This window comes from uncultured Modestobacter sp. (genome assembly GCF_947486615.1).
In the GTDB taxonomy this organism is placed as follows: domain Bacteria; phylum Actinomycetota; class Actinomycetes; order Mycobacteriales; family Geodermatophilaceae; genus Modestobacter.
The window spans coordinates 395990-408637 of the sequence record NZ_CANKUD010000002.1; the positions used below are offsets into that span (position 1 = coordinate 395990).

A 12648-nucleotide genomic window follows, 5' to 3' on the forward strand; every position below is an offset into this window, starting at 1 on the left:
CACTCCACTTCGCCAACAGGGGCAGTCGGGCGAGGAGCGCGGCACTGCGGTCGCCGTGCACCGCAGACCTATCGGTCTCGGTCCTCGGTCGCGCCGTCGCCCGGCTCGTCGTCCAGCGCGTCCTGCGCGCCGAGCGCCTCCAAGGCTCGCCCCGTGACCTCGTCGATCTCACCGATCGCGTCGATCTGGCTCAGCAGGCCGGCCTCGGCGTAGAAACCGGACAGCGGCGCCGTCTGTTCCCGGTAGACCTCGAGGCGGTGCCGCACCGTCTCGGGCTTGTCGTCGTCCCGCTGCACCCACTCGCCGTCGACGAGCATGCGACGACCGGAGAGCCGACGGACCAGCTCGTCCTCGTCGACCACGAGCTCCAGGCACCGGTCGAGTGCATGCCCCATCTCGGCGAGGGAGTCACGCAGCTGCTCGGCCTGGGCGATGGTCCGCGGGAAGCCGTCCAGCAGGAAGCCGGCCTTGGCGTCGGGCTCGGCGAGACGGTCGGACACCATGGCGACGGTGAGCTCGTCGGGGACGAGGTCACCAGCGTCCATGTAGACCTTGGCCTTCGTACCGAGCTCGGTCTGTCCCCCGACGTTGGCTCGGAAGATCTCCCCGGTCGAGATGGCAGGGACGCCGAGCCGGCCGGCGATGATCTGAGCCTGGGTTCCCTTGCCGGCTCCCGGCGGGCCCAGCAGCACGACGCGCACTACCGCAGGAACCCTTCGTAGCTGCGCTGGTTCAGCTGCGTCTCGATCTGCTTCACCGTCTCCAAGCCAACTCCCACCATGATCAGCACCGCGGTCCCGCCGAACGGGAAGTTCTGGTTCTGCCCCTCCTGCGTGATGGAGAGGAACAGGTTGGGCAGCACCGCCACCAGCCCGAGGTAGATCGAGCCGGGGAGGGTGATCCGCGACAGCACGTACTGCAGGTACTCGGCGGTGGGCCGACCGGGCCGAATGCCAGGGATGAAGCCGCCGTAGCGCTTCATGTCGTCGGCCCGCTCCTCCGGGTTGAACGTGATCGACACGTAGAAGTACGTGAAGAACATGATCAGCGCGAAGTAGATGGCGATGTGGACCGGGCTGCTCTGGTTGATCACGTAGTTCTCGAAGAACCGTCGCACCGGGCCGGTCGAGTCGCTCTGCAGCTGGCTGATCAGCTGCGGGAGGTACAGCAGCGACGACGCGAAGATCACAGGGATGACGCCGGCCTGGTTCACCTTCAACGGCAGGTACGTCGAGGTGCCGCCGTACATCCGCCGGCCCACCATGCGCTTGGCGTACTGGACCGGGATGCGGCGCTGTGCCTGTTCGACGTAGACGACCGAGGCGATGACCACCAGCGCGAAGATGCAGACGACCGTGAACACGACGGCGCCCCGGGTCTGCAGGATGGACCCGCCCTCGGCCGGGATGCGCGCCGCGATCGAGGTGAAGATCAGCACGGACATGCCGTTGCCGATCCCCTTCTCGGTCAGCAGCTCGCCGAGCCACATGATCACGGCCGTGCCCGCGGTCAGCGTGACCACCAGGACGACGGTGGTCCAGACGGAGTCCGACGGGATGATGTCCTGCTGGCAGTTCGGGAACAGCTGCCCACTGCGGGCCAGCGCGATGATCCCGGTGCTCTGCAGCACGGCGAGCGCGATCGTCAGGTAGCGGGTGTACTGGGTCAGCTTCTGCTGGCCCGACTGCCCTTCCTTCTTCAGCTGCTCGAAGCGCGGGATGACCACGACCAGCAGCTGCACGATGATGCTCGCGGTGATGTACGGCATGATGCCGAGCGCGAAGACCGAGAGCCGCAGCAGCGCCCCACCGGAGAAGAGGTTGACCAGCGAGTAGACGTCGCGCTGGTCGGACGCCTGGGCCTGGTCCAGACAGCTGTTGATCGCCTCGATCGAGACGCCCGGCCCCGGCACGCTGGCACCCAGCCGGTACACGGCGATGAGCGCCAGGGAGAACAGCAGCTTGCGCCGGAGATCTGGCGTCCGGAACGCCGCGGCGAACGCCTGCAGCACGTGCCCTCCCCGAGTCGGTCGTGTGAGGTTATCAACGGTGGGTCAGGTCTCCGCCCACCCCCGTCGCGCTGGTGCGCTGCGGTGGCCGTTCGGCGTCCTGGACGAGCCTGTCGGGACCGCGGCGAGACGCCCCGACAGCAGACGACCCCCGGGGCGCGGTCACCCTGATCGGGTGCGCACCCCGGGGGTCGTCAGCGGTCAGATCTGGGTGGTGCTGCCCCCGGCAGCGCCGATCTTCTCCTCGGCGGACTTGGAGAAGGCGTGCGCACGCACGTTCACCGAGACCCCACCGAGCTCGCCGGTACCGAGGACCTTGACCGGCTGACCGCGCCGGATCGCGCCGGCGTCGGCCAGCGTGTCCGGGTCGATCGCGCCGCCCTGCGGGAACAGAGAGGCGATCCGGTCCAGGTTCACGACCTGGAAGACGACCTTGTTGTTGTTCTTGAAGCCCGAGAGCTTCGGCAGCCGCATGTGCAGCGGGGTCTGACCGCCCTCGAAGCGGGCAGAGACCTGCACGCGGGCGCCGGAGCCCTTGGTGCCGCGACCGGCGGTCTTGCCCTTGGAGCCCTCACCACGACCGACACGGGTCTTCTTGGTGTGGGCGCCGGGGGCCGGACGCAGGTGGTGGACCTTGAGAGTCATTGTGTTCCCCTGCTCAGACGATCTCTTCGACGGCGACCAGGTGCGGCACCGTCGCGACCATCCCGCGGATCTCGGGACGGTCCTCCTGGACGACCGAGTCGTTGATCCGCTTGAGCCCCAGCGAACGCAGCGTCTGACGCTGGTTCGGCTTGGTGCCGATGGCCGACTTGACCTGGGTGACCTTCAGCTGAGCCATCTCAGACCCCCTGACCGGCCCGCGCACGCAGCATGGCGGCCGGGGCGACGTCCTCCAGGGGCAGGCCGCGGCGAGCCGCGATCTCCTCGGGGCGGACGAGGTCCTTCAGCGCCTGCATGGTCGCGTGGACGATGTTGATCGGGTTCGAGGACCCGAGGCTCTTGGACAGGATGTCGTGGATGCCGGCGCACTCCAGGACGGCGCGCACCGGACCACCGGCGATGACACCGGTACCCGGGCTGGCCGGCTTCAGCAGCACGACACCGGCAGCCGCCTCACCCTGCACCGGGTGCGGGATGGTGCTGGCGATGCGAGGCACCTTGTAGAAGTGCTTCTTGGCCTCCTCGACGCCCTTGGCGATCGCCGCCGGCACCTCCTTGGCCTTGCCGTAGCCGACACCCACGGTGCCGTTGCCGTCGCCGACGATGACCAGCGCGGTGAAGCTGAAGCGCCGACCACCCTTGACGACCTTCGACACGCGGTTGATGGCCACCACGCGCTCGATGAACTGGCTCTTCTCGGCGGCACCGCCACCGGGGCCGCGGCCGCCGTCGCGGCGGTCACGACGGTCGTTGCCGCCGCCGGCACCGCCGGGGCCACCCGTCCCGCCGGCGCCACCGCCGCGTCGCTGTGGTCCTGGCATCAGACGTCCCTCTCGATCTGCTCAGTGATGGTGCTCATCAGAAGTCCAGCCCGCCTTCACGGGCGCCGTCCGCCAGGGCGGCGATGCGCCCGGCGTACCGGTTGCCACCCCGGTCGAAGACGACGGCCGCGATCCCGGCGGCCTTGGCACGCTCCGCGACCAGGGCACCGACCTGACGGGCGAGAGCGGACTTGTCGCCCTCGACGCCCTTCAAGCTGGCGTCCATGGTCGACGCACTGGCCAGGGTACGGCCCACCGTGTCGTCGACGACCTGGACGTGGATGTGCCGGGAGCTGCGCTTGACGACCAGGCGCGGGCGCTCCGGCGTGCCACCCACCCGCTTGCGCAGGCGGTTGTGACGGCGCAGCCGCGAGACGCGGCGCGCAGTGCTGACGTCGGTGCCGACGGGCTTGTGCACCCGGACACCCTTCTCGGTCTTGGCTGCCTGTGCCATCACTTGCCCGTCTTCCCGACCTTGCGCTTGACGACCTCGCCCTGGTACCGCACGCCCTTGCCCTTGTACGGGTCCGGGCGACGGATCTTGCGGATCTTGGCGGAGACCTCGCCGACCTGCTGCTTGTCGATCCCGCTCACCCGCAGCCGGGTGGGGGCCTCGACGGTGAAGGAGATCCCCTCGGGGGCCTTCACCAGCACCGGGTGGCTGAAGCCGAGCGCGAACTCGAGGTCCGAGCCGCGGGCCTGCACGCGGTAACCGACACCGACGATCTCCAGGGTCTTGTCGTACCCCTGGGTGACACCGGTGATCATGTTGGCGATCAGCGTCCGGGACAGGCCGTGCAGGGCCCGGCTCTCGCGCTCGTCGTTGGGGCGCTGCACCAGCAGCGTCCCGTCCTCACCGCGCTCGACGGTGATGGGAGCGGCCACCGTGTGGCTCAGCTTCCCCTTCGGCCCCGAGACGTTGACCGTTCGCCCGTCGATGGCGACGTCAACCCCGCTCGGCACCGGAATCGGGAGTCGTCCGATCCGTGACATGTCTGCTCGCTCCTCTTACCAGACGTAGGCGAGGACTTCCCCACCCACGCCCTTCTTGTTCGCCTGCTTGTCGGTCAGCAGCCCGGTGGAGGTGGAGATGATCGCCACCCCGAGGCCGCCCAGGACCTTGGGCAGGGCGGTCGACTTCGCGTAGACACGCAGGCCGGGCTTCGACACCCGACGGACACCGGCGATGCTGCGCTCGCGGTTGGGGCCGTACTTGAGGGAGACCACGAGCTCCTTGCGCACGTGGCCGTCCACCTCGACGTCGTTGACGGTCCAGCCGCCGATGTAGCCCTCCTGCTGGAGGATCTCCGCGACCTTCGTCTTCAGCTTCGACGACGGCATGGCCGCGGCGTCGTGGTACGCCTGGTTGGCGTTGCGGATGCGCGTGAGCATGTCCGCGATCGGGTCGGTCATCGTCATGGGTGCGTCGTGCCTCTCTCGCCGCGGTTCCTCGTGCGCTGGGTCCCGGAGACTTGGCGCTGGGCCTGTCGGCGATCGGTGGTGCTCATCTGGGTGACCGGTTGGTCGGTGTCACTGACGAACTGCCCCGCTCCGGGCCCCGCCGCGATCGCTCGCGACGGGGTGGAGCGGGTCCTTCACCAGCTGGACTTGCTCACGCCCGGGAGCTCCCCGGCGTGCGCCATCTCGCGCAGGCAGATCCGGCACAGGCCGAACTTGCGGAACACGGCGTGCGGGCGACCGCACCGCTGGCAACGGGTGTAGCCGCGCACCTTGAACTTCGGGGTGCGGGCCGCCTTGTTGACGAGAGCCTTCTTGGCCATCTGAGTGTCTCCTGGTCCTTCTACGCAGACCGCGTCAGCGGGTCGCGTTGACGACGGTCTGGCCGGCGAACGGGAAGCCGAGCAGCGTGAGCAGCTCGCGGCCCTCCTCGTCGGTGGTGGCGGTGGTCACCAGGGTGATGTCCATGCCCCGCGGACGGTCGATCTTGTCGACGTCGATCTCGCGGAACATCGACTGCTCGTTCAGTCCGAACGTGTAGTTGCCGTGGCCGTCGAACTGCTTCGGGTTCAGGCCGCGGAAGTCGCGGATGCGGGGCAGGGCCAGCGAAAGCAGCCGGTCCAGGAACTCCCACATGCGGTCGTTCCGGAGGGTGACCTTGGCGCCGATCGGCATGCCCTCGCGCAGCTTGAACTGCGCGATGGACTTGCGGGCCTTCACGACGGCCGGCTTCTGGCCGGTGATGGCGGTGAGGTCACGGACCGCGCCGTCCATCAGCTTGGCGTCACGGGTGGCCTCGCCGACGCCCATGTTGACCACGATCTTGACCAGACCGGGGATCTGCATGACGTTGGGGTAGCCGAACTCGGACTGCAGGGCGGGCGCGATCTCCTCGCGGTACCGGGCCAGCATCCGGGGCAGCTCACGGGTGGGTGCGCTCATGGTGATCAGAGGTCCTTACCGGTGCGCCGCGAAACCCGGATGTTGCGGCCTTCCTCGTCCTTGCGGTAGCCGACCCGGGTCGGCTTGTCCTCGGAGTCGATGACCATCACGTTGCTCACGTGGACGGCGGCCTCCTGCGTGACGATCCCGCCCGACTGGGCACCACGCTGCGTGGTGCTGATCCGGGTGTGCTTCTTGACCCGGCCGATGCCCTCGACCAGGACCTTCTGGGTCTTCGGGAAGGCGGCGATGACGCGGCCCTTGGCTCCCTTGTCCTTGCCGGACAGGACGACGACCGAGTCGCCCTTCTTGACCTTCATCGACGGGGTCTTCCCGCTCGTCGGCTGAGCCATGATCACAACACCTCCGGAGCGAGCGAGATGATCCGCATGAAGCGCTTGTCACGCAGCTCGCGGCCCACCGGGCCGAAGATGCGGGTACCGCGCGGGTCGCCGCTGTCGCGGATGATGACCGCGGCGTTCTCGTCGAAGCGGATGTAGGAGCCGTCGGGACGCCGACGCTCCTTCACCGTGCGGACGATGACGGCCTTGACGACGTCGCCCTTCTTGACGCCGGCGCCGGGCAGCGCGTCCTTGACGGTGGCGACGATGACGTCACCGATGCCCGCGTAGCGGCGCCCGGAACCGCCGAGCACACGGATGCACAAGATCTCCTTGGCCCCGGTGTTGTCGGCGACCCTGAGCCGCGACTCCTGCTGGATCACTTCCTGCTCCTGAATCTCAGTGGCGACAGCCGGACCGGATCGGTGAACCGGCTGTCCGGCACCCACGTGCGGACGCACCGGCAGCGTGTGCCGCCGGTGCGTCCGTGCACGGGTACCGGGATGCGGCGCGCACCCGGGGGGCGCGCCAGTCGTCCAGAGTACTCCCTGCCCACCGGCCTCGAGAGGCCGGCTGCCGAGTGACTTACTTGGCCCGCTCGACGATGGTCACCAGGCGCCAGCGCTTGGTGGCCGAGGTCGGCCGGGTCTCCATGATCTGGACCCGGTCGCCGATGCCGGCGGTGTTTCCGTCGTCGTGCGCCTTCAGCTTGCTCGTACGGCGCAGGACCTTGCCGTACAGGCCGTGCTTCACGCGGTCCTCGACCTCGACGACGATGGTCTTGTCCATCTTGTCGCTGACGACCAGGCCCTCACGGACCTTGCGGTAGCCACGCCCGGCGAGACCAGGACCGCTGGCGGCCTGCGACTGCTCGCTCTCGCTCATGCCACACCCTCGTTCGGGGCGACCGAGAGACCCAGCTCGCGCTCGCGCATGATCGTGTAGATCCGGGCGATGTCGCGGCGGACGGTCTGCAGTCGCCGGTTGTTGTCCAGCTGGCCGGTGGCCACCTGGAACCGCAGGTTGAACAGCTCTTCGCGCGACTCGCGCAGCCGGGTGGCCAGCTCGTCGGCGGACAGCTCGCGCAGCTCAGGCGCAGTGAGACCGGCGGCCATCACACCTCTCCTTCGCGAGTGATGAAGCGGCACTTCATGGGCAGCTTGTGGATGGCGCGACGCATGGCCTCACGGGCCACCGGCTCGGCGACACCCGACAGCTCGAACATGATCCGGCCGGGCTTGACGTTGGCGACCCACCACTCGGGCGAGCCCTTGCCGGAACCCATGCGGGTCTCGGCGGGCTTCTTGGTGAGCGGACGGTCCGGGTAGATCGAGATCCACACCTTGCCGCCACGCTTGATGTGGCGGGTCATGGCGATACGAGCGGACTCGATCTGCCGGTTCGTCACGTACGCCGGCTCGAGGGCCTGGATGGCGTACTCACCGAAGTTGATCGCGGTACCGCCCTTGGCCCGCCCGGAACGATCCGGGTGGTGCTGCTTGCGGTGCTTGACGCGACGTGGGATGAGCACGTCTCAGCCCTCCGTGTTCTCGGCACCGGCGGCCTGCGCGGCCGCGGTGCCCTCGGCGCCGGCGGCCTCGCCGACGCTCTGTGCGGGAGCGGCCTCGCCGGAGGTGACGGCGACGACGTCGGCCGGTGCCTCGGCGGGCTGCTCGGTGGTGGCCGGGCCCGTCGGGGTCTCGGCCGCGGCGCGGCCGGCCTCGGTGCCCCCGGCGGTGGTGCCGGAGGAACCCGACCGGCGCTGCGGACGCTGGGCCCGCTCGCGGCGCTGCTGGCGCTGGGCGAGGGCCTCGAGGGCCTCCCGCTCGGCCCGCGAACCGCTGGCGTCGCCCTTGTAGATCCAGACCTTGACGCCGATCCGGCCGAAGGTGGTCCGGGCCTCGTAGATGCCGTAGTCGATGTTCGCCCGCAGCGTGTGCAGCGGCACACGACCCTCGCGGTAGAACTCCGAACGGCTCATCTCGGTGCCGCCCAGACGCCCGGAGCACTGCACCCGGATGCCCTTGACCTGCGGGCTGCGCTGCGCGGACTGCATGGCCTTGCGCATGGCACGGCGGAAGCTGACCCGGCTGGACAGCTGCTCGGCGACACCCTGGGCGACCAGCTGCGCATCGGACTCGGGGTTCTTGACCTCGAGGATGTTCAGCTGCACCTGCTTGCCGGTGAGCTTCTCGAGCTCACCGCGGATGCGGTCGGCCTCCGCACCACGACGGCCGATGACGATCCCCGGCCGGGCGGTGTGGATGTCCACGCGGACGCGGTCACGGGTGCGCTCGATCTCAACCTTCGAGATGCCGGCGCGCTCCATGCCCTTGCCCATGAGCTTGCGGATGGCCACGTCTTCCTTGACGTAGTCGGCGTACAGCTTGTCCGCGTACCACCGGGACTTGTAGTCGGTGGTGATGCCGAGCCGGAACCCGTGCGGGTTGACCTTCTGACCCACTAGCGGGTCCCTCCCCTCGTGTTGCTCTTCTGCTGGGTCGCCGGGCCGGACTGGCCCGTGTCCCGACGTGCCTTGCGGGAACGCTGCGCGAGCTCGGCGGACGAGCTCACCTCGGTCACCTCGACGGTGATGTGGCTGGTCCGCTTGTTGATGCGGAAGGCGCGGCCCTGCGCACGCGGACGGATCCGCTTGAGCGTGGGGCCCTCGTCGACGAACGCGGCGCTGACGACGAGCGCAGCCGGGTCGAGCTGCAGGTTGTGCTCGGCGTTGGCGACGGCGCTGGCGACGACCTTGGCCACCGGCTCACTGGCGGTCTGCGGCGCGTAGCGCAGCAGGGCCAGGGCCTCGTCGGTGGGCAGGTAGCGGATCAGGTCCACCACCCGGCGTGCCTTCATGGGGGTGACGCTGACGAACCGGGCCGTGGCCCGGGCGACCGGCGTCTCCTGTCCCAACTGGGAGGTCATGTGATGTCTTCTCTCTACCTGGTCAGCCGCGCCGCGAGCGACGGTCGTCCTTGACGTGCCCACGGAAGGTGCGCGTGGGCGCGAACTCGCCGAGCTTGTGCCCGACCATCGCCTCGGTGACGAACACCGGGACGTGCTTGCGGCCGTCGTGCACGGCGATCGTGTGCCCGAGCATGTCGGGGATGATCGTCGAGCGCCGCGACCAGGTGCGGATGACGTTCTTGGTGCCCTTGTCGTTCTGGACGTCCACCTTGGCGAGCAGGTGGTCGTCGACGAACGGGCCCTTCTTCAGGCTGCGTGGCATGTCTGTCGGACTCCTCTACCCGCTCAGCGCTTCTTGTTGGTGCGCCGGCGGCGCACGATCAGGGCATCACTGGCCTTGCGCTTGCGCGTCCGGCCCTCCGGCTTGCCCTTCGGGTTGACCGGGTGCCGGCCACCGGAGGTCTTGCCCTCACCACCACCGTGCGGGTGGTCGACCGGGTTCATCGCGACACCGCGGACGGTGGGGCGCTTGCCCTTCCACCGCATGCGGCCGGCCTTGCCCCAGTTGATGTTCGACTGCTCGGCGTTGCCCACCTCACCGATGGTGGCGCGGCAGCGGACGTCGACGTTGCGGATCTCGCCGGAGGGCATGCGCAGCTGCGCGAACCGGCCCTCACGGGCGACCAGCTGGACGCTGGTGCCGGCCGAACGGGCGATCTTCGCCCCGCCACCGGGCCGGAGCTCGATGGCGTGGATGACCGTGCCGACCGGGATGTTGCGCAGCGGCAGGTTGTTGCCCGGCTTGATGTCGGCCGCAGGGCCGCACTCGACGAGGTCGCCCTGCTTCAGCTTCGCCGGGGCGATGATGTACCGCTTCTCCCCGTCGGCGAAGTGCAGCAGCGCGATGCGCGAGGTGCGGTTCGGGTCGTACTCGATGTGCGCGACCTTCGCCGGCACGCCGTCCTTGTCCGCCCGGCGGAAGTCGATCAGCCGGTAGGCGCGCTTGTGCCCGCCGCCCTGGTGCCGGGCGGTGACCCGGCCGTGGACGTTGCGCCCGCCGCGACCGTGCAGCGGCCGGACCAGCGACTTCTCGGGGTGGTCGCGGGTGACCTCGGCGAAGTCGGCGACGGACGAGCCGCGGCGGCCCGGCGTCGTCGGCTTGTACTTACGGATGGCCATGGTTCCTCAGAGTCCTCTGGTCCGATCGGTGGTCCGGGGCCGTCAGGCGCCCGGGCCCCCGAAGAGCTCGATGCGGTCGCCGGGGGCCACGGAGACGATGGCGCGCTTGGTGTCCTTGCGCTTGCCCATCACAGCGCCCTTCGAGCGCTTCCTCTTCCCCTGACGGTTGATCGTGTTGACGGCGAGGACCTTCACGTTGAAGACCTGCTGCACAGCGATCTTGATCTGGGTCTTGTTGGCGTCGGGACGCACGATGAACGTGTACTTGTTCTCGTCGAGGAGCCCGTAGCTCTTCTCCGAGATGACCGGGGACAGCAGGACGTCCCGGGGGTCGCGGACGCTCATGCCTTCTCCTCGGTGCTCGCGTCGGTGGTGCCGTCCTCGGTGGGCGCGGTCGCGTCGACACCGGCGTTGGCTGCCTCGGCCTGCTCGGCCGGGGCGGTGGCGGCCTCGGCCGCGGTCGCCGGGGCGGCGTCCTCGGCCGACGCCTTCGGAACAGCCTTCTTGGCCGCGGCCTTCTTCGTCGCCTTCTTGACCGGCGCCGGGTCGACCGGGGCGACGCCCAGGTCGAGGTCCGTGGTGCCCTGACCCTCCATGGAGGGGATGGCGCCCGGGACGTTCGGCGTGGTCAGGTCGGGCAGCTCGGCGGAGCTGGCCCGGCCGCGACCGGTGGCACCGGGGCCGGCGACGTACTCGGCCAGCGCGGTCTCGGTGAAGACCACCTCGTCCGCGACGAGGACGTCGTAGGTGTTCAGCTGGCCGGCCTCGATCAGGTGCACCCGCGGCACGTTGCGCAGGCTGACCCAGTTGAGGACGTCATCCCGGTCGAGCACGACCAGGACCCGCTTCGCGGAGCTGACAGTGTCCAGCACCTTGAGCGCGGCCTTGGTCGAGGGCGCGTCGCCGTCGACGAAGGCGGAGACCACGTGCACCCGGCCCTCGCGGGCCCGGTCGGAGAGGGCACCGCGCAGGGCGGCGGCCTTCATCTTCTTCGGGGTCTTCTGCTCGTAGTTGCGCGGCTTGGGGCCGTGCGAGATGCCACCGCCGGCGAACTGCGGCGAGCGCAGCGAGCCCTGGCGGGCGCGGCCGGTGCCCTTCTGGCGGTAGGGCTTGGCACCGGTACCGCTGACCTCGGCGCGGGTCTTGGTGGAGTGCGTGCCCTGGCGGGCCGCGGCCAGCTGGGCCACGACGACCTGGTGCAGCAGCGAGACGTTGGCCGGGGCGTCGAAGAGCTCACCGGGCAGCGTCACGCTGCCGGAGGTCTCCCCCGCCGGCGTCCGGACGTCGACCTGACGGTCGGTCCGGGTTGCGGTGGACTCGGTCACTTCGCGTCACTCCCCACGGGGCCGCCCTTGACCGCGGACCGGACGAGCAGGAGCCCGCCGCGCGGTCCGGGGACGGCGCCCTTGATCAGGACCAGGCCGTTCTCGGTGTCGACCTGGTGGACCTTCAGCGAGAGCGTGGTCGTGGTGACCGCGCCCATGCGCCCGGCCATGCGCACACCCTTGAAGACGCGACCGGGGGTGGAGGCCCCACCGATCGAGCCGGGGGCGCGGTGCTTGCGGTGGGTGCCGTGTCCGGCGCCGAGGCCCTTGAAGCCGTGACGCTTCATGACACCGGCAGTGCCCTTGCCCTTGCTGGTGCCGATGACGTCGACCTTGGCGACGCCGGAGAAGACCTCAGCGGTCACCTCCTGACCGACGGTGTAGTCGCCGGCGTCCTCGGTGCGCAGCTCGACCACGTGCCGCCGGGGCGTGACGCCCGCCTTGGCGAAGTGCCCACCTTCGGGCTTGTTCACCTTGCGGGGGTCGATCGCGCCGAACCCGAGCTGGACGGCCGAGTAGCCGTCCTTCTCCGGGGTGCGGACCTGGGTGACCACGCACGGGCCCGCCTTGACGACGGTCACCGGCACGATGCGGTTGTTCTCGTCGAAGACCTGGGTCATCCCCAGCTTCTCGCCGAGGAGACCACGGAATGTGCTCGCCATGTCTGGAAACAGCCCTTACTGGATGTTGACGTCGACCGAGGCCGGCAGGTCGATGCGCATGAGCGCGTCGACCGTCTTCGGCGTCGGGTCGAGGATGTCGATGAGCCGCTTGTGCGTGCGCATCTCGAAGTGCTCGCGCGAGTCCTTGTACTTGTGCGGCGAGCGGATGACGCAGTAGACGTTCTTCTCCGTCGGCAGCGGCACGGGGCCGACGACGCGCGCTCCGGTCTTCGTCACCGTCTCGACGATGCGCCGCGCCGAGGCATCGATCGCCTCGTGGTCGTAGGCCTTCAGCCGGATGCGGATCTTCTGTCCCGCCATCGGTTGTCTTCGCTCCTG

Annotated in this window: 22 protein-coding genes and 1 pseudogene; all 23 read right to left on the reverse strand. The window is 69.4% G+C overall.

The genetic code is table 11. The annotated features are described in order from the left end of the window. Positions 1-68: 68 nt before the first annotated feature. On the reverse strand, positions 69-701 hold the full coding sequence (locus tag Q1A09_RS05165; RefSeq protein ID WP_299952408.1) for an adenylate kinase: 633 nt from the start codon (positions 699-701) through the stop codon (positions 69-71). After that, positions 701-2011, reverse strand: a complete 1311-nt coding sequence (gene secY / locus Q1A09_RS05170; RefSeq protein WP_222194229.1) for a preprotein translocase subunit SecY — start codon at positions 2009-2011, stop codon at positions 701-703. The genes Q1A09_RS05165 and secY overlap by 1 nt, the downstream gene beginning before the upstream one ends. Positions 2012-2209: 198 nt before the next feature. Beyond that, the gene (rplO, locus tag Q1A09_RS05175) at positions 2210-2653 is read right to left on the reverse strand and encodes a 50S ribosomal protein L15 (RefSeq protein WP_222194230.1); all 444 of its coding nucleotides are present in this window, start codon (positions 2651-2653) and stop codon (positions 2210-2212) included. A gap of 13 nt (positions 2654-2666) precedes the next feature. After that, positions 2667-2849 (reverse strand): 50S ribosomal protein L30, encoded by a 183-nt coding sequence (gene rpmD / locus Q1A09_RS05180; RefSeq protein ID WP_164699904.1) that lies wholly within the window; start codon positions 2847-2849, stop codon positions 2667-2669. Between the two features lies 1 nt (position 2850). After that, a complete protein-coding gene (gene rpsE / locus Q1A09_RS05185) occupies positions 2851-3492 on the reverse strand; it encodes a 30S ribosomal protein S5 (RefSeq protein WP_299952409.1) in 642 nt (213 codons plus the stop codon). 37 nt (positions 3493-3529) lie between these two features. Further along, positions 3530-3946 (reverse strand): 50S ribosomal protein L18, encoded by a 417-nt coding sequence (rplR, locus tag Q1A09_RS05190; RefSeq protein WP_299952410.1) that lies wholly within the window; start codon positions 3944-3946, stop codon positions 3530-3532. Further along, the gene (gene rplF / locus Q1A09_RS05195) at positions 3946-4485 is read right to left on the reverse strand and encodes a 50S ribosomal protein L6 (protein WP_299952411.1); all 540 of its coding nucleotides are present in this window, start codon (positions 4483-4485) and stop codon (positions 3946-3948) included. The genes rplR and rplF overlap by 1 nt, the downstream gene beginning before the upstream one ends. A gap of 15 nt (positions 4486-4500) precedes the next feature. Further along, positions 4501-4911 (reverse strand): 30S ribosomal protein S8, encoded by a 411-nt coding sequence (gene rpsH / locus Q1A09_RS05200; protein WP_166754925.1) that lies wholly within the window; start codon positions 4909-4911, stop codon positions 4501-4503. 176 nt (positions 4912-5087) lie between these two features. Next, complete coding sequence (locus Q1A09_RS05205) at positions 5088-5273, reverse strand: type Z 30S ribosomal protein S14 (RefSeq protein WP_299952412.1); 186 nt, start codon at positions 5271-5273, stop codon at positions 5088-5090. Between the two features lie 34 nt (positions 5274-5307). After that, entirely contained in the window at positions 5308-5892 is a 585-nt protein-coding gene (gene rplE, locus Q1A09_RS05210; RefSeq protein WP_299952413.1) for a 50S ribosomal protein L5, read from the reverse strand. A 5-nt stretch (positions 5893-5897) separates the two neighbouring features. Further along, positions 5898-6212, reverse strand: coding sequence for a 50S ribosomal protein L24 (gene rplX / locus Q1A09_RS05215; protein WP_299952602.1), 315 nt, complete (start codon positions 6210-6212; stop codon positions 5898-5900). Between the two features lie 35 nt (positions 6213-6247). Beyond that, positions 6248-6616, reverse strand: a complete 369-nt coding sequence (gene rplN / locus Q1A09_RS05220) for a 50S ribosomal protein L14 (RefSeq protein WP_026844850.1) — start codon at positions 6614-6616, stop codon at positions 6248-6250. A 202-nt stretch (positions 6617-6818) separates the two neighbouring features. Beyond that, positions 6819-7118 carry a 30S ribosomal protein S17 gene (gene rpsQ, locus Q1A09_RS05225; protein ID WP_299952414.1) on the reverse strand — a complete coding sequence of 100 codons (300 nt, stop codon included), beginning with the start codon at positions 7116-7118 and terminating at the stop codon, positions 6819-6821. Further along, complete coding sequence (gene rpmC, locus Q1A09_RS05230; protein ID WP_014742850.1) at positions 7115-7348, reverse strand: 50S ribosomal protein L29; 234 nt, start codon at positions 7346-7348, stop codon at positions 7115-7117. Before rpmC ends, rpsQ begins: the two co-directional genes overlap by 4 nt. Beyond that, positions 7348-7764: a 50S ribosomal protein L16 gene (gene rplP / locus Q1A09_RS05235; protein ID WP_222194238.1), complete on the reverse strand. Its 417-nt coding sequence runs from the start codon at positions 7762-7764 to the stop codon at positions 7348-7350. The genes rpmC and rplP overlap by 1 nt, the downstream gene beginning before the upstream one ends. Before the next feature lie 3 nt (positions 7765-7767). Continuing rightward, positions 7768-8697: a 30S ribosomal protein S3 gene (rpsC, locus tag Q1A09_RS05240; RefSeq protein ID WP_299952415.1), complete on the reverse strand. Its 930-nt coding sequence runs from the start codon at positions 8695-8697 to the stop codon at positions 7768-7770. Between the two features lie 110 nt (positions 8698-8807). Continuing rightward, positions 8808-9161: pseudogene (gene rplV / locus Q1A09_RS05245) on the reverse strand (50S ribosomal protein L22); the annotation flags it as partial. A gap of 22 nt (positions 9162-9183) precedes the next feature. Then, the gene (gene rpsS / locus Q1A09_RS05250) at positions 9184-9465 is read right to left on the reverse strand and encodes a 30S ribosomal protein S19 (protein ID WP_036334275.1); all 282 of its coding nucleotides are present in this window, start codon (positions 9463-9465) and stop codon (positions 9184-9186) included. 23 nt (positions 9466-9488) lie between these two features. Next, a complete protein-coding gene (gene rplB, locus Q1A09_RS05255) occupies positions 9489-10322 on the reverse strand; it encodes a 50S ribosomal protein L2 (protein ID WP_222194241.1) in 834 nt (277 codons plus the stop codon). Between the two features lie 42 nt (positions 10323-10364). Then, positions 10365-10667 (reverse strand): 50S ribosomal protein L23, encoded by a 303-nt coding sequence (gene rplW, locus Q1A09_RS05260; protein ID WP_014742856.1) that lies wholly within the window; start codon positions 10665-10667, stop codon positions 10365-10367. Continuing rightward, positions 10664-11647: a 50S ribosomal protein L4 gene (gene rplD, locus Q1A09_RS05265; RefSeq protein WP_299952416.1), complete on the reverse strand. Its 984-nt coding sequence runs from the start codon at positions 11645-11647 to the stop codon at positions 10664-10666. Before rplD ends, rplW begins: the two co-directional genes overlap by 4 nt. After that, a complete protein-coding gene (rplC, locus tag Q1A09_RS05270; protein WP_299952417.1) occupies positions 11644-12309 on the reverse strand; it encodes a 50S ribosomal protein L3 in 666 nt (221 codons plus the stop codon). Before rplC ends, rplD begins: the two co-directional genes overlap by 4 nt. A 15-nt stretch (positions 12310-12324) precedes the next feature. Further along, the gene (rpsJ, locus tag Q1A09_RS05275; RefSeq protein ID WP_012950483.1) at positions 12325-12630 is read right to left on the reverse strand and encodes a 30S ribosomal protein S10; all 306 of its coding nucleotides are present in this window, start codon (positions 12628-12630) and stop codon (positions 12325-12327) included. Between the last annotated feature and the right edge of the window lie 18 nt (positions 12631-12648).